This is a genomic window from Bifidobacterium sp. M0404 (genome assembly GCF_016101415.1).
In the GTDB taxonomy this organism is placed as follows: Bacteria; Actinomycetota; Actinomycetes; order Actinomycetales; family Bifidobacteriaceae; genus Bombiscardovia; species Bombiscardovia polysaccharolytica.
In genome coordinates, this window is sequence record NZ_JACFQP010000002.1 from 1 (window position 1) to 25397 (window position 25397).

16 protein-coding genes are annotated in these 25397 nt (G+C 58.4%); 4 read left to right on the forward strand and 12 right to left on the reverse strand.

Features of this window, described 5'->3' with window-relative positions; translation table 11 throughout:
- Positions 1–520 precede the first annotated feature (520 nt).
- Positions 521–1357: an alpha/beta fold hydrolase gene (locus H3T93_RS04185; protein ID WP_186363949.1), complete on the reverse strand. Its 837-nt coding sequence runs from the start codon at positions 1355–1357 to the stop codon at positions 521–523.
- A gap of 499 nt (positions 1358–1856) precedes the next feature.
- Positions 1857–4949 carry a glycoside hydrolase family 3 C-terminal domain-containing protein gene (locus H3T93_RS04190; protein ID WP_186363948.1) on the reverse strand — a complete coding sequence of 1031 codons (3093 nt, stop codon included), beginning with the start codon at positions 4947–4949 and terminating at the stop codon, positions 1857–1859.
- 791 nt (positions 4950–5740) lie between these two features.
- Here H3T93_RS04190 and H3T93_RS04195 point away from each other — a divergent pair.
- From H3T93_RS04195 to H3T93_RS04205, 3 genes are all read left to right on the forward strand, one after another.
- Complete coding sequence (locus H3T93_RS04195) at positions 5741–8170, forward strand: glycoside hydrolase family 3 C-terminal domain-containing protein (RefSeq protein WP_144177976.1); 2430 nt, start codon at positions 5741–5743, stop codon at positions 8168–8170.
- On the forward strand, positions 8163–8834 hold the full coding sequence (locus H3T93_RS04200; protein WP_198207789.1) for a hypothetical protein: 672 nt from the start codon (positions 8163–8165) through the stop codon (positions 8832–8834). Before H3T93_RS04195 ends, H3T93_RS04200 begins: the two co-directional genes overlap by 8 nt.
- A gap of 171 nt (positions 8835–9005) precedes the next feature.
- Positions 9006–10055, forward strand: coding sequence for a glycosyltransferase family 2 protein (locus H3T93_RS04205; RefSeq protein ID WP_144177975.1), 1050 nt, complete (start codon positions 9006–9008; stop codon positions 10053–10055).
- Here the strand turns inward: H3T93_RS04205 and H3T93_RS04210 are convergent.
- Complete coding sequence (locus H3T93_RS04210) at positions 10019–11386, reverse strand: sensor histidine kinase (protein ID WP_144177973.1); 1368 nt, start codon at positions 11384–11386, stop codon at positions 10019–10021. The genes H3T93_RS04205 and H3T93_RS04210 overlap by 37 nt on opposite strands.
- Positions 11383–12093, reverse strand: a complete 711-nt coding sequence (locus H3T93_RS04215; protein WP_144177971.1) for a LytR/AlgR family response regulator transcription factor — start codon at positions 12091–12093, stop codon at positions 11383–11385. Before H3T93_RS04215 ends, H3T93_RS04210 begins: the two co-directional genes overlap by 4 nt.
- Positions 12094–12289: 196 nt before the next feature.
- Here H3T93_RS04215 and H3T93_RS04220 point away from each other — a divergent pair, with 196 nt between their 5' ends.
- A complete protein-coding gene (locus H3T93_RS04220; protein WP_144177969.1) occupies positions 12290–13243 on the forward strand; it encodes a DMT family transporter in 954 nt (317 codons plus the stop codon).
- On the opposite strand, the gene H3T93_RS04225 is transcribed toward H3T93_RS04220, so the two are convergent.
- The 8 genes from H3T93_RS04225 to dnaA all read right to left on the reverse strand — a co-directional run bounded on the left by H3T93_RS04225 (position 13189) and on the right by dnaA (position 25263).
- Positions 13189–14304, reverse strand: a complete 1116-nt coding sequence (locus H3T93_RS04225; RefSeq protein WP_144177967.1) for a VanZ family protein — start codon at positions 14302–14304, stop codon at positions 13189–13191. The genes H3T93_RS04220 and H3T93_RS04225 overlap by 55 nt on opposite strands.
- Positions 14305–14362: 58 nt before the next feature.
- Positions 14363–14989 (reverse strand): DUF3566 domain-containing protein, encoded by a 627-nt coding sequence (locus tag H3T93_RS04230; protein WP_110424635.1) that lies wholly within the window; start codon positions 14987–14989, stop codon positions 14363–14365.
- A gap of 104 nt (positions 14990–15093) precedes the next feature.
- Entirely contained in the window at positions 15094–17721 is a 2628-nt protein-coding gene (gene gyrA / locus H3T93_RS04235; protein WP_411675002.1) for a DNA gyrase subunit A, read from the reverse strand.
- A 133-nt stretch (positions 17722–17854) separates the two neighbouring features.
- A complete protein-coding gene (gene gyrB / locus H3T93_RS04240; RefSeq protein ID WP_186363958.1) occupies positions 17855–19903 on the reverse strand; it encodes a DNA topoisomerase (ATP-hydrolyzing) subunit B in 2049 nt (682 codons plus the stop codon).
- Positions 19904–20195: 292 nt separating this feature from the next.
- The gene (locus H3T93_RS04245) at positions 20196–20681 is read right to left on the reverse strand and encodes a DUF721 domain-containing protein (protein ID WP_390895321.1); all 486 of its coding nucleotides are present in this window, start codon (positions 20679–20681) and stop codon (positions 20196–20198) included.
- 8 nt (positions 20682–20689) lie between these two features.
- Positions 20690–21952 (reverse strand): DNA replication/repair protein RecF, encoded by a 1263-nt coding sequence (gene recF, locus H3T93_RS04250; RefSeq protein WP_144177963.1) that lies wholly within the window; start codon positions 21950–21952, stop codon positions 20690–20692.
- Positions 21953–21981: 29 nt separating this feature from the next.
- Positions 21982–23106 (reverse strand): DNA polymerase III subunit beta, encoded by a 1125-nt coding sequence (gene dnaN / locus H3T93_RS04255; RefSeq protein ID WP_110412227.1) that lies wholly within the window; start codon positions 23104–23106, stop codon positions 21982–21984.
- Positions 23107–23520: 414 nt separating this feature from the next.
- Positions 23521–25263: a chromosomal replication initiator protein DnaA gene (gene dnaA, locus H3T93_RS04260; RefSeq protein ID WP_144177961.1), complete on the reverse strand. Its 1743-nt coding sequence runs from the start codon at positions 25261–25263 to the stop codon at positions 23521–23523.
- Positions 25264–25397: the final 134 nt, after the last annotated feature.

The window sequence follows — 25397 nt, forward strand, 5'->3', positions numbered from 1 at the left end:
TGAAGAAGGCCGAAACAGCCCACATCAATAATTGACGGGCCAGCTTCCATAAGGAGGAAACCAACCCACGAAAAACCCCGACACCAATTACACGCTCCCACGAAACCCCACAACAGGGGAAGGCATCGGACTGGCAATCAAAAAGCTATAAGTAGCACAAACACGCTCTTGAGTTCTCAAACCACCACCACACCAACAGCTCCAAGCCCTCCGAAGAGTTCTCATCACTGCCGGGCAGCAAGAAGTAAACTTACACGAAGTTACGTTGTCCCGCAAATTGGCATGGGAAAATATCGAAGGAACCCAATGATTCCGGGGATTCTACGGCGTGTCGATTTCCATCGACATAGTCCCCGTTTCATCGACCTTCGTCAATCCAGGAACCCCGCACACTCTCCAGCGAGGCTCAAACCAATATCTTCCAATGGCTCATATTAGTAGTTTTCGTCGCGCGCAGCATGTATTTCCACCATGCGAATGGGTACAAGCGGCAGAGCAACCCTTGCTTATCAATAAAGCGTTACAGGCAGATGGCTTTAACCGTTGCTGTGAACCGTTCTGGTTCATCCCACTGCGGGCAGTGTCCTGACCGGTCAAAGCGGATAAACCGATGTGGGCTCTTCAACCCATCTGCAAACCGCTCAACCAGAGTGCCTGGCAGGTGACGGTCATACTTGCCGCTGATGAAATATACCGGTGCCCCGAAAGAAGTCTGCCTGCTGAAATCAACCTGCTCCAGCTCAGCATCCAAGCGAGCGCGGGATTGAGCCACCCCCTTGGCGTGGTTGAGCAGACGCGACCAGTTGTAATAGGGCGAGCGCAGGTAAGTCATGATCCGTCTCAGGGATCCGAACAGCATGGCAGCCCCGCCACGAGACAGCAACTCATTGATCATCAGCACCATGTCAGCGGTTCCGCTCTCCCTGCTGACGACCGAACCGAGCCGGGGGCCCAAATTCCGTTGCCCCCAATGCCGTCTTAGCCGAAGAGCAGCGCGCATGCTGACAACCTGCCCAAGGCCGATGTAGCAACGAACAAGCGAGGGATAGCGCTTCACCATCTCCAGCCCTAGGACGCTACCCCAGGAATGACCGATGAGAATCAGAGAATCCTGCTCGTAGGCTCGAAGAAGCTTTAGCACAAACTGGTGAACATCTTCGACCATCGAATCGATGGTCACCGCCTCGCCAGGGGCAAAAGGATGATAGGACAGACCGCTGCCCCGCTGGTCCAGGTTGATGAAGCGGAAATCGCGCTCCAAGGCCGCGTTGTAGCGCATGGTGAGTGGAATGCAGGCATCGCCCGGGCCACCATGGAGGTAAAGGATAATAGGGGTACGGCGAGGAGCTGGATTCATCGAGAAGACAAGGCGTGTACCTCTAATCCACGTCCAATACAAACGTGAATGCGTGGAACACTGAGGATGAACACAGCTTCTGCCTTGGGCCATAATGGAATTCTATCGGAAAACAGACCACACGAATCTCTCATTCGAACAACAAAACGTGCAAGAGAGCAGTCCTAGTTAGTCCCACAACACCAGTCAAGGAAACGACTGCAGCGCCAAAGTAACAGTTCTATACCGCCCACCAAGCCCGCCATTAAGCACTTTTTTCCTCAGAAGGTTGCAGGTATCGACGACATCAATAAGATCTCCATGAACCTTCTAATATTTGAACAGTTCCACCCATTGAAGCCCCACAATTCTTGGAAAATACATGCTGCCTAACTTTACGGTCAGCGTCATAGGCAGCCAAGCATAAAAATGGGGCAACCTTGAATCACAGTTGCCCCAATTGGGCTTGGACCCACTGATAGATCAGATGTGGATCCTTGGATTCTGAACCCTTACACCATTACGCTTTGACCTTTTTGCGGCTCTTCGGCTTCTTGTAACGGTCCGGGTTGGCTTTTTCATCACGTCCCCGCTGCACGATCCAGAAGATGAGGAGCGCGGCCACAACTACGATGGCCACATCGATTCCATAGAGCAGTTTCTTCCAAGGACTCATGGAATACCCCAGCCGTGACCTTGGAGTGATTCCATTCATAGCATTTGAATTCACTGTGGCGTAGCCGATGTTGTGTAGGGCCCTCCTCATGGCCATCCGGGCGGTCGGGCTGTCGTAATCCTGTGCAGCGTTCTCCATCTGATTCATGAAGAGATCGTTACCTGCGCGAAGGGTCATATCGCGCAGCTGATGCTGCTTAGTTGGATAAAGATCCGTGATTACTGCGCCTTGGAAACCCCACTCGCCGCGGAGCACATCGGTTAGCAGACCACGATGCGCAAACCCGATCACACCACCGATGCTGTTCTGAGAAGACATGATGCCCGTAGCCGAACGAATGACCTTGGTTGTCATCGTTCCCTTGCTGTCACCAATGTACTTCTCAGTGCTCCTAGCCTCCTTGACGGCAATTTCAAAGGGCTTCAAATAGATCTCGCGCACTGCTTGCTCATTAGCCCAAGTAGCCAGGTACATATCGCGGAAAGTCTCCTGCTCGTTGAGAGCAAAATGCTTCAAGTAGCTGAAGATGCCCTTGTTGCCAGCCCCGCTTATCGAGGCCGCAGCCAGTTTCCCAGACAGGAGGCCATCTTCAGAGTAGTACTCGTAGACACGACCGCTGAAGGGAGACCGGTGAGTATTGACTCCAGGAGCATACCAAGCGTTCAGGCCTGACTGCAGACCCTCCTCGCCCAAGGCCTCCCCCATCTCCTTCAGAAGATTTACGTTCCAAGTGGAGGCTATGACATTGGCGCCTGCCCAGGATGAAGCACCCTTGATGCTCCATCCCATGGCACCGTCCTTATCCACAGTTGCAGGCTTGTCGATAGACGGAATCGCAGCGGTTTGGTAGGCAGCCTTGAAAAGAACCTCAGTGATACTCTTCTTGTCACCTTGCCAATCGATCTGGTCCAGCAATTGGTCCCACTTCTTGCTGTTGTAATCCTCGCCACGCAGGTCGATCAGAGCCAGATCATGCTTGGCTTTGGAATTGGGCTCCTTATCTTGGTAGACCTTGCTGGCCTTGTCATTGCCCAGAACCTTATCAGTATCAGGGTCGAACTTGTCAAACCAAGAGAATTCATCCAGAGCAACCTTCGGAGCCACACCCTTGCGTCCCTCCGGGGCTGTTGGGAAGGTTCCCTTCCAGTTGCTACGTGAAAGCTGAGTGACACCCTGTTCATCCATGTAGGCGTTCAGGGTCTGGAAGCGGTTGCTGGGCGCCTTGAATCCGGCCTTCTGCTCAGGCTTGCCCGTCGGTTCACCCTTGTCGTTGAGCTTGGATTGTGCATCCTTGTCGGACTGCCGTGGATTGTTGCCTTCGTAGAACTGTGTATTGGCAACATTGAACTGGTAGGTGTCCAGGACATCATGAGAATTGTTCTTGAGTTGCAGGGCATAATTCCCGGCCTCCAGAAGATAGGCACCGGTGGAACCGTCATGATTCTTATGGTGGTAGTCGTAGGAAGCCATATCGTCCTCAGAGAACTTCAGTTTGATCTCCTGTCCAGCACCAGGCTGCAGAAGCTTGGTTTTGGCGAAGGCGCCCAATTCAGTGGCAGACTTCTCCACATGATTGCTCCTGTCATAGTCGGTGTAGGGAGCTGTGTAGTACAGCTGGACGGTATCCTTGCCAGCTACCTTGCCAGTGTTCCTTACTTCGACAGTGGCTTCCACCTTCCCATCGGACACCTGAACATTCTTGAGCAAACGATCAAAAGAGGTGTAGCTCATCCCGTAACCGAAAGGATAGGCCACAGCGCCAGGCTGGGCGATGCCGCCGTTTTCATTCAGCCTGCCGTATGTGAAATCGGGATCTTCGACACTGGCCGTCTCATAATAGCGATAGCCGACGTATATGCCCTCTTCATATTCGACATAAGGGCGATCGATGGTGCCGCGGTTGGCTCCAGGCATGAAATCACCCAAGACCGATTGATCCTTGACCTTAGTGTTGGTGTAATGGTATTCACCAAAATTGGCAAAGGTCGGATCTTTGGTGAAATCGGTTGGATAAGTGTCTGTCAAGCGACCGGAAGGATTAACCTTTCCGCTCAGTATCCTGCCGAGTGATTCAAACCCACGCGAGCCAGTGGTGCCGGTCCATACAATGGCATCAGCCTCAAATTCTCCACCCATAATTGGGGTCAGCTCCATAGGATTCGCACTGTTGAGCACCACAATAACCGCTGCGCAGTGATCCTTGGCAAACTTGATCGTGTTCTTCTCCGCTGCAGTCAAAGCCAGATAATGTGGAGTTCCATCGTCATACCCCTGCGTGCGTTTGTCGATTCCTTCGGAACCTGAACGCTTGATGAAAACTATGCCCGTTGTGTCCTTGACCTTGTCAGCAAGTGGCGTATAGATGCTGGGATCATACTCATCGATATGGGCTGACTTCCCCTTGTCCATGATGGCTTGAACCGAGTTCTTGTCCGCATTCAACTCCCTGGTGCCTGGCGCAGCACCTGGCGACGAAGTCTTAGCTCCTTTCATGGCTTGCACTGTTGCATCATTCACTTTGAAATAATGCTTGAGCCCTTGCTCTGAGGTAATCATCTCCTTGTCCGTGGTAGCCGCTGCCCCGCTACCGGAATAGGCTGGATCCATGTATCCCGCTCCGAAGGGCGAAACGATACTTTGCCCCTTCAAAGGGAGCACACCATCATTCTTCAACATGACGATGCCCTCATCGGTTACCTTCTGAGATACGGCATCGCTTTTCGCCTTGGCCTCCTGTATAGAATTGGTGGTCTTGGCGTTGTAAGTGGTGTTCCAGTCTGAAGTACCCGAGGCTTTCTTTACAACAACGTGGCCTCCACCCAGGTAACTGTCAAGCACACTGGCGAAAGAATTGCCGGCCACGGTCAAAGCCACAGCCAAAGCTAAGATGACCACAATAACGGTGATCCATATTCGCTTGAACGTCCGTCCGCTCATCTTCAGTTTCTTTGGTTTTTCCGATTCCACGATTTCTCCTTGCAGTCTCTTCATTGACACTTGGGGAAAGCACCGACGACGGTCATCAGCGATGAGGAATCGCCCTGTACGTTCCCTAACATCTCAGTTGTTTCGAACACGGTCAGAATATCCATCACTTTTCAAGCAATCTTTGGGAAAAGCACAACCTGTCGCTTTGACACCCTAATCTGCTGGCACCTATAGAGGATTCGCATAACGATTCTGCTGGTGTAGTAGTTTTCTCACAGCAAGCTCCTAGAATTAGGCACGAAAACGAATATTCCGGTCTTATAGCTTGTAATGAGCCGCATCGTAAACAATTAAAATCCGCATAGGAATAGACTCCAAAAGCGAAGCATCCCCAGATGATCCAGATAATACAGGCAACTCGCGTTCTTACTTAATCCTCGTCAATAGTTGCTTGGAATGGCTTGCTCAAGTCCGAAACCCCATTACTCAAGCGGTACGCAGGATTGCATGCCTGCACATCTGGCAAAACCAGTAAAAATAGCTGAAAATTTCTCTCAAAAGAACAGTATTTGATGTTAGAGAAGGCACTACCAACGACCATTTATGCGGCCAATTGAACAGGTTGGTCTCAAAGTGCTGCACATGGAGGTGTAAACACCGATAATACAAACGAAGCAGAACCGAGCCTTTACCAGAAAACTTCGGTGTTTTCTGAACCTGAAGAGAATTTCGACACGGGTCTTGACCTCTCTGGGAGACTGGCCGGTTAGCCACCGAAGAAGTCGTGGAGAGGGAACACCATGGAAGTCGAGGATCTGACAGTTCTGGAACGGGCATCGCTGCTCTCCGGAAAATCCACTTGGGCGACCCGTGCCCTGAAGAGGGCGGGCATCCCGAGCATGGTCCTGAGCGACGGCCCGCACGGCCTGCGCCGCCAGACCGGATCAGGGGACAACCTGGGCATGGGCAAATCCAAGCCCGCCACATGCTTTCCCACAGCCGGCACTGTGGCCTGCTCATGGGACCCGGAGCTGGCCAAGACCATGGGCCAGGCGCTGGGTAGCGAGGCCAGAAGCCTGGGCGTCAACATGGTCCTGGGTCCGGGTATGAACATCAAGCGCAACCCCCTGTGTGGCAGAAACTTTGAATACTATTCTGAAGACCCCCAGGTGGCTGGTCATATGGCTGCAGGCCTTATTGAAGGCATCCAGTCCCAAGGTGTGGCCGCCACCCCCAAGCATTTCGCCATGAACAGCCAGGAGCTGCGCCGCCAGGCATCCGACTCCGTTGTGGACGAGCGCACTATGCGCGAGCTCTATCTGACAGGATTTGAGATTGCAGTGCGCCAGGCTCATCCCTGGGCCATCATGACCTCTTACAACATGGTCAACGGCACCTATGCCAACGAGAATCCCCACCTGCTCAAGGACATCCTGCGCAAGGAGTGGGGCTTCGACGGCATGGTGGTCTCGGATTGGGGCGGCTCCAACAGTGCAGTCGCCGCAGCCGCCAATGGTTCCTCCCTGGAGATGCCCCAGGCCGGATACGACTCCGTCCGCCAGTTAGCCAAGGCCGTGCGGGAGGGCCGCCTGGACGAAGCCGACCTGAACGCCCGGGCCGAAGAGGTGGCGCGACTGGCCAAGCTGACCTATCACTCCGACATGGACCCCGATGGGAACCTGACCGCAGACCAGATACGGGATCACCATCAGATGGCAAGGAGCATCGCAGAGGGATCCGCCGTTCTTCTGGTCAATCGGAAGGGACGCCTACCACTGGCCGTCGGCACACGGGTCGCCCTGGTCGGCGACATGGCCGAGACTCCAAGGTTCCAAGGATCTGGGTCCTCAAAAGTCAATGCGGCCAAGCAGGAGAGCATGCTGGACCTGCTCAGGCAGGGCAACGGCGACGGCCTGGAGCTGGCCTCCTACAGTCAAGGATATGAACGCCATGGCGAGAAGAACCAATCTTTGATCGACCAGGCCGTGAATGCTGCTGGCCAGGCTGACGTGATCGTCGCCTGTGTGGGCCTGGATGAGCGCAGCGAATCCGAGGGCCTGGACCGTTCCCACATGGACATTCCCAGCAACCAAGTCGACCTGATCAAGTCCCTAGGCGAGACTGACAAGCCACTCGTGGTCGTCCTGGTGGCGGGCTCCCCCGTCACCACCGACTGGATCGACCAATGCGATGCCGTTCTCTACATAGGACTGTCCGGGCAGGCTGGGGCCTCAGCCACCCTGAACATCCTGACGGGCCGGGTCAACCCCTCCGGCCACCTGGCGGAAACCTGGCCCAAGTCCTATGCCGACTGCCCCAGCGCTGACTGGTACCCCGACCCTGCTCACGAATCAATCTACCGGGAGGGCCCATTCGTCGGCTACCGTTACTACCTGACTGCAGGCGTAGAGGAACGCTTCCCCTTCGGATACGGCCTGTCTTACGCACACTTCACCTATGCCGATCTATCCATGGACGACAAGGGAGCAACCTTCACCCTGACCAATGACTCGGACAGGCAGGGGGCCACCGTTCCCCAGCTCTACGTCCAGGCGCCCAAGGGTGGCGTGCTCAGGCCGGTCCGCGAGCTGAAAGGCTTCAAGAAAGTCAGCCTGGAAGCCGGTCAATCAACCCGTGTCCGTATCGACTTCGACCAGACGACCTTCCGGCACTTCGACACAGCCAGCAACTCATGGCAGGTCGAGTCCGGCGACTGGACCATCATGATCGGATCCGACGCCCGCAGCATGGAGCTGAGCGGACATCTAACCGTCCAGGGCACCGTCGACCCGCAGAGTCCCGACCCTGCCCTGGGCGCCTACCTGACCGGCCGGGTCAAGGAGGTCGACGATGCCGCAGTGACAGCACTCTTCGGTCACCCGGTGGTTCGACAGGGCATCGTCAACTCCTTCGGCATCAACGATCCGCTCTCGTCCTGGAAGGACTCCAGAAGCGCCCTGGCCAGGTTCGTGGCCAACTTCCTGGCCAAGAACGAGAGCCGCCACGAGACCAAGACCGGCAACCCCGACCTGAACACCCTCTTCCTGCTCAACATGCCCCCCAGGGCCATGGCCAAGATGACCAACGGGCTGATTGACACGGCCATGGTCGAGGCCATCGTGCGCATTCCTAATGGCCACCTATGGCGGGGACTGGGCGGATTCATCGCCGGATTCTTCAGGAACATGTCCGCCAACCGCCGGACCGGAAAGGAGCTCAATCATGAGTGATCAGCACAGCCAGCAGGCCGGACAGCCGACTCAGGGGAAGGCGACGAGGACCTCACAGTGGGCGATTGTCCGCTGGTGGCAACGGTTTAGCGACCGGCACACCACCCTGGCCCAGTTCATCGTCTTCTTCATCCTGTCCAACGGGGTCACCGTCCTGCAGCTGGTGCTCATGCCCGTGCTCAAGGCCATCTTCAACGGCACCTCCCTGGTGGGCACCAACTTTCAAATCTGGCGCATGGGGACTGTCGGCGGCAAGCCCTACTACCTGTTCGACTATGCGGCCGGGTCGATTGGCCACGGCGGCGGGGGCGGCCTGGCCTACTTCCTCGCGGTTGAGATCACCCTGCTGATTGCCCAGATCATCAACTTCTTCCTCCAGCGCAACATTACCTTCAAGTCCAACTCCTCGGTCTGGAAGGCGGCCTTCTGGTACCTGGTGGCCTATGTGATCATCACCATCATCGCGGCGGCGCTGCAGGGTTGGTACAAGGACCCCATCTACGGCTTCTTCCAGCACACTCTGAACTGGGGCAGCCTTGGGACCACCGTTGCCGATCTGGTCACCATGATCATCAACTCGGCCATCTCCTTCTGGGTCTTCTTCCCCATCTTCAAGGTCATCTTCCGCCAGGAGCCCACCGAATCCCAGGCGAGCACCCAGTAAAATTCCGGCCCCACTCCCCCGGCTACCAATGGACCGGCATGCATCGGGAGCCAAAGGAGCGGGGCCTTTTCCTCAAACCCATCATGTACAGTGGTCGCAACGGCCGCCGGCGGGGGTACGGCAAACCCGCCGACATACCCACCGACCCATTCTTTTGCGAAGTGATCGTTCATGACAGCTGACCGACCGGCCTCCACAAGCCCGCCCGTTCTCACCTTCATCGTCCCCGCCTATAACATGGCCCAGCATCTGCCGACCTGCCTGGATTCGCTCCTGAGCCGGGAGAGGGACGATCTGGAGGTTATCGTGATCGATGATGGATCCACCGATGACACAGCGAAAGTGGTGCAGTCATACCAGGAACGCCATCCGCACACCGTCCGTCTGATCACCCAGACCAACAAGGGCCATGGTGGCGCGGTCAACACCGGCCTGGCAGCCGCCCGAGGCTGCTACGTCAAAGTGGTCGATGCCGACGACTGGGTGGACCCGACATCGCTGAGTCTGGTCCTGGACCAGTTGCGCGACCAATCGCGATGTACGAATCCTGTGGACATGGTGGTCACCAACTACGTCTATGAAAAAGAAGGCCGCAAGCATAAGCGGGTCATCAACTTCCGCAGTGTCATGGACCCGGGGCGGGTGCTGGACTGGAACCATCTAGGGCGGTTCGGACTGGCCCAGTACATGATCATGCACGCCCTGATCCTGCGCACCGAGGTGCTCCGTCAGGCCCACACCCGCCTGCCCGAGCACACCTACTATGTGGACTTCATCTACTCCTATCAGCCCCTGCCCTGGGTGCATACCCTGCTCTACTTGGACACGAATTTCTACCGCTATCACACCGGCCGCAAAGGCCAGTCGGTGCAGACTTCGATTATGATCGCCCGAGTTTCACAACTATTGCTGGTCAACGGGCTCATGGCGGATTCCACGCCTGACCCGGGGACGGTTCCCCGTGGACTTTATCGTTATATGATCCACTATTTGTCCATCAACTGCGTGGTGACCTCGGTCTTTCTGATCCTCTCTCGCAAGCCCAGCAACTACAGGAACAAGGACATGCTCTGGAGCAGGCTGGAGCACCGCTCCCCTGCCATCGCCTCCGATGTCCGCTCCACCCTGCTCTGCCGGATGATCAACATGCCGGGCAGACCGGGCCGCCTGGCCATCCGCCTGGGTTATAAAGCCGCCGAAGCCGCCATGGGCTTCAACTGATCGCCCTCCCTCGGCAGGAGCACGCAGAGGCTGAACCAGTGATGCTCGGTACGTAGGGTCATCTCCCCTTGGTAGCGGTGGGCTATGTGCCGGATGGACTTGACACCATACCCATGCAGGCCATCGTCGGTCCTGGTCTTCGTGGTGGCCAGCTCGCCATTGCCTTTCCAATTCAGAGGCGAGACGAAGTAGTTTTCGATGCGAATCACCACGAACTGTCCTCGAGCGTATAAAGCCACCTTGATCAGGCGACGGTCGGGTTCCTTGACCTTTCTCAACGCCTCAATGGCATTGTCCAAGGCGTTGCCAAAGAGAGTAGAGACATCCATGGGCGACATCCCCTCCAGGAGCGAGCCATCGGCCACCATGGTCAAGGTGATCCCCTCTTCGGAACAGATGCGCTCCTTGGTCGACATGACCACGTCCAGAATGGGGTTGCCGGTATGCTGCTGCGACCCGTACCGTCCGACTGCAGCCTCCAGCTCCTCGAAGTCCTGGGACTTGCGCTCAGGGTCCATCTGCGAGCGCAGGGCGGCGATTTGATGCTTGAGATCGTGGGCAAGCCTACCCATAGCCTCAAGATTCTCCTTGGAACGCATGTACTCGCGATGCTGGCTGTAAGCCCGGGCGTTAATGGAGGCCAACTCGGCGCTGGTATGGCTTTCCCGCAGCTGCTCCTGCTGGGCGTAGAGCATGGCGAACCCGCACAGGTCCACCAGAGTGCGGATATAGAAGACCTCCAGGCCAACCCGACCGGAGAAGGGGGTATTGGTGGAGACAAAGCTCAGGTTGGACATGGCGAAGGTGACCACTGCGATAACCGCGGCTATGAAGACGCTGCGGCCAGGCACGGAAGGCTGGGCATCGGCAAAGTTACGTCGCTCAGCCACCCAAGCCACCAGCCCTACGCCGCCGTAGATCAACACCAGCAAAACCAGTGAGGCTGGGTCGTACAGGCTGTGACTGGATGGCCGCATGAAGGAGTCCAGCTGCCAATGCAGGGAGGCTATCAGCTCAGCCAGGACGAAGGCGCGGGCCAGCAGATAGGCCCCATCCAGCGCACCCAACCCTGAAGCCAGCATAATGATGGCGTACATGCAGACCACAGCCAGGCACATGCTGATGATCCAGAAGGCGATGGGCAGGGTGCCAGCCCAGTACTGAACCACGATCAGCACAGCCAAACCAGGCAGAAGGACCGCCACCATCCGCAACCGGGAGATCCTCGGTCCGATGGCCAACAGATAGACCAGGCAACCCAGCCACTCGCTGATGGCCGTATAGAGTCGGGGGATGTCAGGCAGGGCATTGAGGATGTGCGTGGTGGTCATGATCGACCTGCCACGTAAGCGGTAAGGGCCGTCATAAAGGACTTCTTGCGGGGCCGGCTGACCCGCAGCCGTTGGCCGGTGGACATAATGCAGTCCTGGTCTTCCATGCCCGTCACATGGGCCAGATTGACTAGGTAGCAGGAGTTGGAGCGAAAGAATCCCCGCTGATCCAGCTGTCCCTCCAGACTTTTCAGCGTGCTGTTCGTGGTCAGCGAGGAATCCAGGGTGTGGATGACGCTGCTGTGGCGGACGGATTCGATGAAGACGATGTCCTTGAGGGGAATTCTGGTGGATCGGGCGCCCTCGGTAATCAGGATGGACAGGTCCACGCGGCCGCGCACCTGGGCGATGGACCGGTCCAGCTCCTGGGAGAAGGCGAACCAGGGCAGTGGTTTGAGCAGGTAGGAGAGGGCACCCACTTCATAGCCGTTGATGGCGTACTGGGGGGCGGAAGTTATGAAGACGATGACCACCGACTCGTCACGGGCACGCACCCTGTGGGCCACTTCAATCCCGTCCATGGGGGTCATCTGAATGTCCAGAAGAAGGATGTCATACACAGGCCGATAACCATCTGCGAAAGCCTTGCCATCGGTGAAAACGCTGACCGTCAGTTCCTCCTGACGTTCCTTGCGGTAGCGGCTCAGGTAATTGACCATGGTTCGACAGCTGATGGAATCGTCATCCACCACTGCGATTCTGATCATCCTGGTGCACACTCCTTACCCCGTCGGCCAAAGACCTATGGCCGCCGTTATCACCGTTCTTCTATGATATCGGAGATGTCCGCATGGCAGACCGCGCTTGCCGGAAGCCGAACTCGGACAAGCATGGTTTAAACTGTTCGCTTTTTGCCTTGCGAATCAATTCTCACTTGTGGACGGGAACGATTAGAGTCGAAACATGTCTACCTTCGCACCCTCTTCATCCTGGAAACCCTCCACCTGGCTGGCCCGCCTGATGCTGCTGATGGCCGCAGCCGCCTGGGGAGCCGGATACACCTTCGAAAAGGTTGCCATGGAGACTCTGACCGTACGCTGGCTGATGGGCATTCGCATCCTCTGTGCCATTGCCATCATGACACCCTTTTTGCTGCCACGGCTGCGTAGAACCGGGGCCATACACACCTTGGTACCGGGGCTGATTCTGGGGGTCAGCTACTGGGCGGCCTTCAGCCTGCAGATGATGGGGCTGACTACCATCGCTCCGGGCCGCAACTCCTTCCTGACGGCCACCTACTGCATCTCTGTGCCCTTCCTGGTCTGGATCATGGCCCGTCGACGACCGGCCCTGCGCCACTTCGTCGCGGCTGCCATCTGCATCCTGGGTGTGGCTCTGATCTCACTGCCAGCCCATGGCGGGGGACAGGGGCTGTCTTTGAGCGCTGGTGACCTGCTGACCCTGGCCGGCGCGCTGCTCTATGGGGTCAACCTGGTGATCACCGGGTTTTTGACCAAGAAGTTCGATGCCCCCACGCTGACATACCTGGAGCTACTGTTCGGCGGTATCCTCTTCCTGGTCTGCGCGCTGATCTTCGATCCCTTGCCCAGTGCGGCCGACTTCACACCATCGACCTTGGGCTCAATGATTTATCTGACACTGATTTCGACGCTCATGGCACAGAACTTCCAGAACATCGCTTTTTCCAGGGTCCCCGCCGCCCAAGGTTCACTAATCCTATGTTCAGAGAGCTTATTCGGCATGCTGGTCTCGGTCCTAGTCCTGCACGAGGAGCTGACAGCCACCCATCTGCTGGGCTTCGCCATCATCTTCACCGCCATCATCCTGTCCGAGGTCAGGCTTCACCCCCGTCGGTCATCGGCGGATTCCTCTGCACCTGTGTCTTCCTCCCGGTAGGCTGTCCCAGGCAAGAGGTCGTAGGGCATCTGCCGCTTGATCAGATAGAAGACCAGCAGGAGCAGGGCCAGGATGCGCGTTGCAATCTGAACGTTGCCGGTCCATGGGCCAAAGACAGCCAGGATAATCGCAGTTCTGAACAGATAGAAGAGGAAGCGGGACCAGCCATGCCGCTGCTTGGTCTCGACGGTCATGTGGGTGAAGGTGGCGCCCAGCGTCCGTCCCCTACGGGGCAGAGGGATAAGCAGTTCGAAGATCAGCAGCATGACCAGATCCACCACAGTCCCGAACACGTCCAGAGTGGAGGGGGCGATCAGCAGCCCACCAAAGCGGTAGTGTCCATCCAGTTGATAGGTGCCCAGGCGATGGACCGCATAGGTCACGCCCATCCCCAGGGACATGGACAGGATGGTAGCCAGGAGCAGATCCAGAGCCAGGGAGACGGCACGGTGTATGAACCCTGGGTTGGTGACCAGCTGGGCGGCGTCAGCCTGACGGGTGGGAATGAGTTTGTTGGCAACCATGGCCACCAGATAGCCGATTATTGCGCCAGAAGTATTCCAAATCAGGTCGTCCACGTCGAAGAGGCGGTAGGCACAGCCGACGATGCCGAAGACCCCGGTCAGCTGGGCCGTTTCGATGAAGAGGGAGACCAGGAGAGCTACAGGCAGGGCCAGGATGAAGCGCCAGCGGAAGACTCGACCCATGATGAAGCCCAGGGGCAGGAAGAAGGCCACATTGAGCAGGATCTGCAGCATGGCCATCCGACCGCCTGTGCTCAGATCGGTCAGGAACTGCAGGGGGTTGAGCTGGGGGCTCAGATGATGGGTGGCGCAGAAGGCGGCACGGTCGTCGGGCATAGGCCAGAGGGTGAAGAAGACCAAGGCCAGCAGGTATAAGACAGTCAGGTAGGCCGCCATGGCTGCTGTCAACCGGAGCCGGTGATACCGGTTGTAGATCAGGGCAAGAATGGGCAGGGTCAGAATCAGCGAGGCCAAGGGCCAAAAGACCAGAGATATGCCAAAGGAGCCGCTGAAGTAGTCCAAGTATGTCGAGAGCACAAATCCAGTCTAAATCGCCCTCGGGCCTATCGACCGATTGACTGCGCCGACCAGGAGCTCAGTCGTCGCCCAAGGTCACGTGGATGCCGCCTACCAAGGAACTGACCAGGTTGTAGAGGAAGGCGAAAATGGTGACCAGAACCACTACTATGACAATCTCGAAAATGGAGAAGATGGTCACCGAACTCAGGACCGTCCCCAGGCTCAGCACCTGGCCCAGATCGAAGCCGCCCGCGTCCAGGCCCGTTTTGGAGATGACCTGAGTCAGGTTGTCAAAGAGCCCCATGGCGTTGAGCAGGAACCAGAGCAGGGCAGCAGCCACCACCTGAATGATGCCCCCGGCGATGGCCAACAGGAAGGTGACCTTGGCCACCGACCAGGGCTCCAACCGGGTCAGGGACAGCTGCATGCGTCGGGCCCGAGGCACATGAGGACGCGCCGCCGAAGCCGAAGCCGCAGGCCGAACAGGACGGGATGAGGATACCTTGACCGGACCGGCAGCCGAAGCTGTAGTTCTTGCGGAACGTCCCGATGCCGTCCTGCCGGCTGCAGGAGCCGGGGGAGTGGCCGATGCAGTTCGACGGGACTCGCCCTGTGCGGATTCATCAGCCTTGGTCTTCCCCTTTTGGGACTTACCAGCACCCTGCTTGCCGGCCTTGACCTGCTTCTGATCATCCTGGCTCATCGGCACTCCTTGATCCTTGCGTTCAATAGCCCGCGCATACCGCCGCTGGGCCTGCATGACTTCTTACGAGGCTACCAGTCTTGTCAGACTGGTAGCGGACCAACTCAATCCTCCTGGGTCAGGCTCTGACCGTCGCCGGTTCCGGTGGTGGCGATGGGCTGATCCTTGGCTGCCAAGGGAGCGGCGGGAGCCAGATCAGTCTGATCGGCATCCTCTTCCTGGTCGTCACGTTCAGCATTGCGGGCGATGGAGAGAATCTCATCACCCTTGTCGGGCTTGGCCAGGGTGACTCCCTGGGTGTTGCGACCGGTCCGCTTGACCTCGGCCACATCGGAGCGGATGACCTTGCCGGACTTCATGATGGCCATGATCTGGTCGTCCTCATTCACCACCAGGGCACCAACCAGGGATCCCCGGCCCTCCACCATGGCGATGGCCTTGACACCGTAGCCGTTGCGACCCTGCAGGCGGTACTCACTCAGAGCGGTCCGCTTGGCAAAACCCTCATCAGTGACCACCAGCAGATCATCTTCAGACTCCTTGGCGATCACGTCCATACTCAGCAGTTCGTCGCCTGGGCGGAACCGCATGCCCTGGACACCAGCGGTCTGCCGTCCCATGGGCCGCAGGGTGGAGTCGTCCGCCGAGAATCGCACGCTCATGCCCTTGCGGGAGACCAGGATGATTTCGTCATCGGCATTGCAGAGTGCGGCACCCACCAACTCATCGCTCTGGGGCACCTCTTGTCCCTCCTCGTCGGTGACGGTGCCCAGCTCCATCAGTCGCACGGCGATCAGACCGCCCTGACGGGGCGAATCATATTCGTCCAGGCGGGTCTTCTTGACCCGTCCCGTCCGCGTGGCCAATACCAGATAGTCCGCATCGTCGTAGCCGTGCAGGGAAAGGACCTGTTCAATCCGCTCGCCTTGACCCAACTGAAGCAGGTTGGCTACATGCTGTCCCTTGGAGTCGCGGGAGCCTTCAGGCAGCTCATAGGCCTTAAGCCGGTACACCCGGCCCTTGTTGGTGAAGAAGAGCAGCCAGTTGTGGGTGCTGGTCAGGAAGAAGTGGTCCACCACGTCGTCCTCACGCAGCCTGGCTCCGCGGATGCCCTTGCCGCCGCGGTGCTGGGCCCGGTACTCATCGGCCTTGGTCCGCTTGACGAAGCCGGAGTGGGTGACGGTGACCACAACCTGCTCGTCGGCAATCAGATCCTCCACGTTCATCTCACCCGAGTAGGGGACGATCCGGGTGCGCCGCTCGTCGCCGTACTTGTCGACGATCTCGTCCAGCTCATCACCCACGATGGTGCGCTGCCGCTCGGGGTGGGCCAGGATGTCGTTGTAGTCGGCGATCTTGCGCATGAGATCCTCGTGCTCGTCCAGGATCTTCTGCCGTTCCAGGGCAGCCAGACGACGCAGCTGCATGGCCAGGATGGCATCGGCCTGGACCTCGTCCACGTCCAGCAGCTCCATCAGGCCAGTGCGTGCGGTCTCCACGTCCTTGGAGGCGCGAATCAGGGCAATGACCTGGTCAATCATATCCAAGGCCTTCAGATACCCCTGCAGGATATGGTCGCGATCCTCGGCCTCGCGCTTCAGGTAGCGGGTGCGCCGCTCGACCACGTCCAGCTGGTGGTCCACCCAGTGGCGGATGAAGGCATCCAGACTCAGGGTCCGGGGGACTCCGTCCACCAGGGCCAGCATGTTGGCCCCGAAGGTCTGCTGAAGCTGGGTGTGCTTGTAAAGGTTGTTAAGAACCACCTTGGGCACGGCATCGCGCTTGAGCACCAGGACCAGGCGCTGGCCGGTGCGGCCCGAGGTCTCATCGCGCATGTCGGCAATGCCCTGAATCTTGCCGTCGCGCACGGCCTCGCGGATGGAGGAGGCCAGCCGGTCAGGGTTGACCTGGTAGGGCAACTCGGTGACCACCAGGCACATCCGTCCGCGGATCTCCTCGGTGTTGACCACGGCCCGCATGGTGATCAGGCCTCGTCCGGTCCGGTAAGCCTGCTCAATGCCCTTGTGTCCAAGAATGGTGGCACCGGTGGGGAAGTCAGGCCCCTTGATGATGGCGATCAGTGCATTGAGCAGCTCCTCCTTGGAGGCCTCGGGATGCTCTAGAGCCCAGTGCACGCCCTTGGATACCTCGCGCAGGTTATGCGGAGGAATGTTGGTGGCCATGCCCACGGCGATGCCGGCTGATCCGTTGACCAGCAGGTTGGGGAAGCGGGAGGGCAGAACTGTGGGCTCCTGGGTCTTGCCATCGTAGTTGGGTATGAAGTCGACCGTATCCTTGTCGATGTCGCGCACCATCTCCATGGCCAGGGGAGCCATGCGGCACTCGGTGTACCTCATGGCGGCAGCCGGATCATCGCCAGGGGAGCCGAAGTTGCCCTGGCCGTCCACCAGCGGATAGCGCATGGACCAGGACTGGGCCAGGCGCACGATGGTGTCATAGATGGCCGCATCGCCGTGGGGGTGGTACTTGCCCATGACGTCGCCCACCACGCGCGAGCACTTGTTGTAGCCACGGTCGGGCCGGTATCCGCCGTCATACATGGCGTAGATGACCCTGCGATGGACCGGCTTCATGCCGTCGCGGACATCGGGCAGAGCCCGCTCCACAATTACGGACAGGGCATAGGACAGGTATGATTCCCGCATCTCCTGCTGGAGGTCAATGGGCTGAATCCGCTCACCCTTAAGGAGGCCGTAATCGGTATTGTCCATCTCCTGGGGGCTGAGCGGCTCTCGAGACCCGTCGGGCAGGTTGAGGCCGTCTTGGTCCGGGCTGTTGTCGTTGTTGTTATCGTCTGCCAAAATTGATCCTTAGCTCAAATGGTGAAAAGAGGAGGCGTCCGTCTCAGGCGTCGATGAAGCGGGCGTCGTGGGCGTTGCGCTGGATGAACAGACGCCGGGGTTCGACCTCGTCACCCATGAGCATGGTGAAGGTCTCGTCGGCCTGCTCGGCGTCATCGATGCGGATCTTCTTGAGGATGCGATGCTCCGGGTCCATGGTGGTCTCCCAGAGCTCCTGGTAGCTCATCTCGCCCAGACCCTTGTAGCGCTGGATCCCTTCGCCCTTGGGCAGCTGCCGACCTGAGGCCTTGCCCTCGGCCAGAACCCTGTCGCGCTCGGCGTCGGTGTAGACGAAGCTGTGGGGACCCTTGGTCCACTTGAGCCGGTAGAGCGGAGGCATGGCCACGTAGACGTAGCCGGCTTCGATCATGGGCCGCATGTAGCGGAAGAAGAGGGTCAGGTTCAGGGTGGCGATGTGGGCGCCGTCCACATCGGCGTCGGCCATGATGATGACCTTGTGGTAGCGCACTTTGTCGATGTTGAAATCCTCGCCGTATCCCCCTCCTACAGCGGTAATCAGGGATTCGATGGTGTCGGACTTCATCATGCGGTCCAGGCTGGCCCGCTCCGTATTGAGGATCTTGCCACGCAGCGGCAAAATGGCCTGGGTCATAGGGTTGCGCCCCTGTATGGCCGAGCCGCCTGCTGAGTCACCCTCCACGATGAACAGCTCACACTCTTCGGGGTCGCTGGACTGGCAGTCCTTGAGCTTGTCGGGCATGCCGGCCGTCTCGAAGATGGACTTACGACGGGTGTTCTCGCGGGCCTTCTTAGCCGCGATCCTGGCGCGGGAGGCCTCCATGGCCTTCTGGATGATGGCCTTGGCCTCGCCTGGGTGGGCGTCGAACCAGTCGCTCAACCTTTCGGTCATGACCCGCTGGACGAAGGTCTTGGCCTCGGAGTTGCCCAGCTTGGTCTTGGTCTGGCCTTCGAACTGCGGGTTGGTCAACTTGACGGAAACCACAGCGGTCAGCCCCTCGCGCACGTCGTCGCCAGAGAGGTTATCGTCCTTGTCTTTGAGGATGTTCTTGTCCCTGGCGTAGCGGTTGATCATGCTGGTCAGAGCCGCGCGGAATCCCTCTTCGTGGGTGCCGCCCTCAGTGGTCGCGATGGTGTTGGCGAAGGTGTGCACCGACTCCGAGTAGGCGGTGGTCCACTGCATGGCCACCTCGGCGGAGATGCCCAGCTTCAAGTCCTCGGCTTCGAAGTCGATGACCTCGGCCTCCACAGGCGTGGCCTTCCTGACCTTGACCAGGTAGTCCACATAGTCCTTGATGCCGTTGGCGTACTGGTAGCTGACGGACTGGCCCTTCTGCTCCGGGGTCTGCTCCTCGCCCGCCACCTCGTCGCCGGTCTGGTCGTTGGGGCGCAGGTCGGTCAGGGTAATCCGCAGGCCCTTGTTGAGAAAGGCCATCTGCTGGAAACGGCTGCGCAGAGTCTCGAAGTCATAGACTGTGGTCTCGAAGATTTTGGGATCGGCCCAGAAGGTCACCGAGGTGCCGGTGCTCTCGTCCGGCCCCATGGCCTGGTCCTTGGACAGGGGAGCGGTTGGCTTCTGGTTGCGGAAGTTCTGATGCCAGTGGTAACCCTGCCGACGCACCTGGACGTCGATACGGGTGGACAGGGCGTTCACCACGGAGATGCCCACGCCGTGCAGGCCGCCCGAGACCGCGTAGCCGCCGCCACCGAACTTGCCGCCGGCATGCAGCTTGGTCATGACCACCTCGACGCCGCTCTTGCCCTCGCCTGGCACCTCGTCCACAGGGATGCCACGACCGTTGTCGTCCACACGGATGCCGTTGTCGGGCAGGATGGTGACTTCAATATGGTCAGCGTACCCGGCCAGAGCCTCGTCGACCGAGTTGTCGACGATCTCGTAGACCAGATGGTGCAGGCCTCTGGGACCCGTCGACCCGATATACATGCCGGGACGGACGCGGACCGCCTCCAGCCCCTCAAGCACCTTCAGATCGCTGGCATCATAGTGCTCGGGTGAAAGCGAATCATCCAGCTGTGCATCGTCCAGCTGATCCAGCTGCTCCTGGCCCGTCATGCCATCATCCTGAGGCTTGTCCTCCTCGTTTTCCCGGCCCTCTTGCGGGGTCCGGGACGGGTCAGTATTGAGATCTGCCACGGATAGTCCTTTCTGCACCCCCATCGTCGGCCACTGACGACAAAGCAGCTTCCGTTCGTGGTCGAGCGGGGGATTGACTCATGGTCACCAGGTTCCAAATCGTCCATAAAGGGGCCTTGGAAGCGTTTGACCCTATAACCTATAGAATACCAGCGCTAGGGGACTTTAGGCTTACAGAAAGCTGGGAAGACGGTATTCGCAGATTATGGGTTCACCCGTAGGTGTCGCGCACACCTCGGCCGGGCGGATCGAACCGCGAACGGCGAAAGCTGTAGTTGTGGGGGCCAGTCACCCGAATCTGTCTGACCGGCATGCCCAGCCGCTTGGCAATGGTCGCTTTGAGCTGGGGAACCAGGTAGGTCAGCTGAGTGGCCCATACCGTGGTCTGCGCCTGGATGATCAGCACGCCCTCCTGGTAGGAGACCACTCTCGAATGGGCGGCGATGCCGGGTCCAACTACACCGTCCCACTGGTTGCGCAACCGAGCAACCTTCAGATGACTGGTCCACCCGCTCCCAGCAGCAAGGCTGGTCACCACACCTCCCAGTTTGGCTGGGTCGCGGCCCGGCTTGCCAAATGCATACCAGGCCTTACGGGAGTTGTCCTCCCGCTGCCGACGAGTGGCCGCCCGGCGCGTGCAGCCCTCGAAGACCAGGGCCGGCAATCGACGCTGATCCAGGTGCAGAGTCTCAACCATGGGGGCCTTCATGACAGGTCGTTCCCCTCCGGCCCATTCGGCATATCCGAGTCCTCATGAGCCGTCCCTCTGGTTCGACGCAGGTCCTGCATGGCACTGGCAATGGCTGGATCCTGGGCAGCCGGATCAGATGGCTGCACAGGCCTCAGTCGGGACACATCCACCAGCCTGGCACCCTGCAGGGAGGGAATATCGCTGTCGGCGGCCACGGTGATCAGCACCTGGCTCTGCTGACGGGCAAAGTCCAGAATCTGATCCCTACGGCCCCGATCCAACTGGGCGAAGACATCATCCAGAATGACGATAGGCTCCAGATCGCGACGATCCTTGACCACCTGCAGCAGAGCCAGCCGCAAAGCCAGAGCCAGGGTCCACATCTCACCGTTGGAGGCGAACTCCCGAGCAGGCATGCCGTTGAGGGTGAAGACCAAATCATCGCGCTGAGGACCGATCAGATTAGTGCCCCGGGCTACTTCTCCCGGGTAGATCCGCTGAAAGTGACGGCTGACGGCTTCGGCGACCTCTGGACCGGTCTGCCTATCGGGTCCGATTTCCTCCAGGGATGGCTGGTAAGTCAATCGAGCATCCTGATCAGGGCCTGCAAGCCGACCATACAAATCGCTGAAGGGCTGGTCCAAAGCCTCTACCAGAGCCGCTCGTCGTCGGCTCAGATCCAGCCCGGTGCGAATAAACTGCCCAGTCCAGACCTCAAGGCCGGAAAGGGCGGCGTCACGCCCATCACCCGACGGATCATAGCCCGCCTGGGAGAGCTGCTTGAGCAGGGCGGCGCGCTGCTTGGCCACATGACGAAAATCCTGCCGGACCTGGAAGTAGTCGACATCGAGCTGGCTGCCGGCCTGGTCCAGCACGGCCCGCCTGGCCGCCGGCTCTCCGGAGACCATCAGCTGATCCTCAGGGCTGAAGGTCACGCAGGGTACCCGGCCCACCAGGTCACGCTGATAGAGGGAAGGCCCGCCGTTGATTCTTCCCCGGTTGGCTCCCTTGGCGGCAATGGTCAGCTCATAGTCAGTAGCGGTCCCGTCCTGCTCCAGCCTGGCCCTTATGGTGGCCTTGGACTGCCCACGTTCTACCAGGGGTAGTGAAGATGAAGTCCTATGGCTGCCGCCGGTGGACAGGACCTCGACGGCCTCGACCAGGTTGGTCTTGCCCAGACCGTTGCGCCCCTCCAGAATGGTGACTCCAGGCTCCAGATCGAGGACACAATGCTCCCAGGAACGGAAGTGATCCAGAACCAGACGGGAGATGTGCACGACGATTGTTCCTCGAACCTACCCGGATGTCAGTTGTTGAAACGCATGGGTACCAGCAGGTAACGGTAATCCATGGACTCCTCGGAATCCTGCTCCTGCTGGCCGTTGAATTCCACAGCCTTGACTGCCGAAGTCATCTTGATGCGGACAAAGGGCTCGGCGATGGCACCCAGCCCGTCAATCAGATAGTTCGGATTGAAGGCCACCGTGATGTCTTCCCCGTCCAGATCCGCCTGCAGAACCTCATGTGCCTGTGCTTCGTCAGCCGTGCCGGCACTCAGGGTCACCTCGTTGCCGGAGAAGACCATACGGATGGGGGCGTTGCGTTCGGCTACCAGGGCTACACGCTTGATGGCATCGATCAGATCCTGCCGGGCGATGACCGCCTGGATGGGGTATTCGTCCGAAAAGAGACGATCCACGGCCGGGAATTCCCCATCGATCAGCTGGGTGGTGGATATTTTGCCAGCGTTTTCCACGCCCATGATGGTGGGGTTGTCAGCCTCGTAATCCATGGTCACGTTCTGGTGCTCGTCCAAAGAACGGGCGATGTCTCGCAGCAGGGAGCCGCGGATCAGCATGGAGGTGGAAAAATCGGCATCACGAGGAGTCCAGGTGAAGCTCGAACGGGACAATCTGAAACGGTCGGTGGCGGTCATGACCACCTTGTCCCCAGTGATCTCGGTCTTGACGCTGGTCAGGACCGGCCGGCTCTCTTCCCTGGAAACAGCGACGATGGACTGGGAGATGGACTGGATAAAGGTCTCAGCATCCACCTGGCCCATAGGTTCAGGGACGGCAGGGAGGTCGGGATACTCGCTGTCAGGCATCAGTTGCAGAGAAAAAGTGGATTTGCCCGAGGTGATGGTCATCTTGGATCCCTCGGTTGACAGATAAGTCTTCTCTGATGGTAGTGATTTGGTGATGTCTGCCAACAGTTTGCCTAGCACCAAGGCTGTTCCGGATTCATCGATGCCTGCTTCTATGTGGTTTCTTGCCGAAACTTCGTAATCGAAAGCGGAAAGCTTTAATGTTCCATCAGAGGCTTCCATCCTGATGCCTGCCAGAATCGGCGAAGCTGGTCGGGAAGGGATGATGCGGGTGGTCCAGGCCACTGCATCCGAGAGTGCGGATGAATTCACTTCTACTTTCATGGGAGCCTTCTTGTTGACGAATGAACTGGATTCATTCTATCGAATGGCTCAGGTGATGTGGTTGGAACAAGCAGATGTGCTTGAGTGTGAAGGTGGTTATTGCATAAATATACATAGAGTCATCGTAATAAGCTCGGTGGATGGTGTGGATAAGTTCTCAAATCCTTGCAACGAAGTGGATAGATCTCAATCAGACGATGTGGATAAGCGGTGAAACCGATGTGAATAAGAGGCCAAGTTATCCACAGGGATGCATTTTTGCTGGGTTATCCACAAAAGAGACGCAGTTATTCGCTGAAAATGCACCACTTATCCCCGGAAAAACGGTGTGTTATTCCCAAGGTTTGCCCACATCCGGGGATAAGTAGGTGGATATCTTTTTCTGTCGATCCACAACAGTGTCTGCGTGTCGCATCAATTTTGAGGCTGCTTGAGCCGGACCGTGAGCTCCATGACATAGTTGTAAATCTCTCGCTTTTCCTGCATCTCATTGGAGATACGGGTGTAGGCGTGCATGACTGTGGTGTGATCGCGACCGCCAAAGACCTCGCCGATGTCGACTAAGGACATGCTGGTCATTTCCCGGGCCAGATACATGGCGATCTGTCGGGCTAGGGCGATGTTCTTGGTGCGCGTACGGCCGACGATATCGTCGAAGGTCAGATGGAAGTACTTGGCTACTTGGGAGATGATGTCAGTGGGCTTGATTTCTACGTCCGTAGAGAAGAAGTCTTGCAGGGTCTGTTCGGCCAGGGCCGTAGTGACCGGCTGATTATTGAGGCTGGCTACGGCCGTGACACGGGTCAGAGCACCCTCAAGCTCTCGGATGTTTTCGGTGAAGCGTTCCGCGATCAGATCCAGAACCTCGTTGGGAATACTGACTCCGTTCATGGAAGCCATCATTCTCAGGATGGCCACCCGTGTCTCCCGATCTGGCGGCTTGACGTCCACAGTCAGACCCGAATCGAAACGCGAGATCAGTCGCGATTCAAAGCCCTTCAGATTCTTGGGGGCCACGTCCGAGGCGATGACGATGCGCTTGTTGGCGTCATGCAGGGCATTAAAGGTGTGGAAGAACTGGTCCAGGGTGGCCTCCTTGCCCCCTAGAAATTGGATGTCATCGATAAGGAGCACATCCACCTGCCGGTAGCGGCGATTGAATTCTGCGATCTGACCCGATCCCTGGGTGGAGTTCTGCAGGGCGTCGATGAATTCGTTGGTGAATTCCTCCGAGTTGACGTATCGGACCTTGAGCGAGGGATCCTTGACCAGGGCATAGTTGCCGATGGCGTTGAGCAGATGGGTCTTGCCCAGGCCTGAGCTGCCGTAAATACACAGGGGGTTGAAATCCTGACCTGATCCTTCGGCCACGGCCAAGGCCACGGTCCGCGCAAAGCGGTTGGAATCGCCCGGGACGAAGGTATCGAAGGTGGCGTTCTTGTTCAGGTGAGTCTGTGGGTCGCGCTCCACCCGGTTCTGGTTCATGGGGAAGCGGGGCACGGTGAAGGCGGGCCGGGATGCGGCTCTTTCTGTCTCGCTCTGCAGATCGGTATTACCGCCTGCCGTTGGCCTTACCACGGAGGAGGGTTCGGATAACTCGGCCTGCATATCCAAGGTCATGGGCACATAGGTGCCCTCGTGGAAGTCATTAGCAGAGACAATCGGGGACTTGGATGTTCCAGGATTCTCGGTCCGCCAGTCCGAGTGGACCTCTGAGCTGGGGGATCGGTCGGTGCCGACCTGACGCTGGTAGTCGTCATAGGGATCCTGAGCAGGACTGGGGACTTGACGGAACTCGCCACTGCCCGGGGTGGACCCGGCCATGGCGGATGCGCGGTGGTCGTTCTGCTGGTCGGCAGCCTTCTGCTTGGCCATCTGCTCCGGGTAGACGATTTTAATAGCCGGGAACATTTCCTGATTGGTGACCAGCTGCAGTGCATTTAAGACGGGCTGGCTGAGCGGTCCCTGCACAGCCTCCTGAGTTGCCTTGGAGGAGACCCGCAAAACGATGGTGGTGCCGAAAACCGCTTCGGGGGTGATGTCCTCCAGCCAGCCCTTGTCCCTAGAGGTCAGTGAACTGCTATAGCGGAGCACCTGCAGGACCGAATCCCAGATTCTCTTGGCCTGGGCAGCGGCATCCAGCGGATCCTGCGCCATCAGTGTGCTCCTCTCTTCTTGACGACTGATTGTCCCGGTCTTTCTGCTTCTCTCAAATTCGACAGTAGCCCATTGTTACACCGACTTTGCGCGGTTATCCACAGGATAGCGTGTTGTATCTGCGATGAATGTGA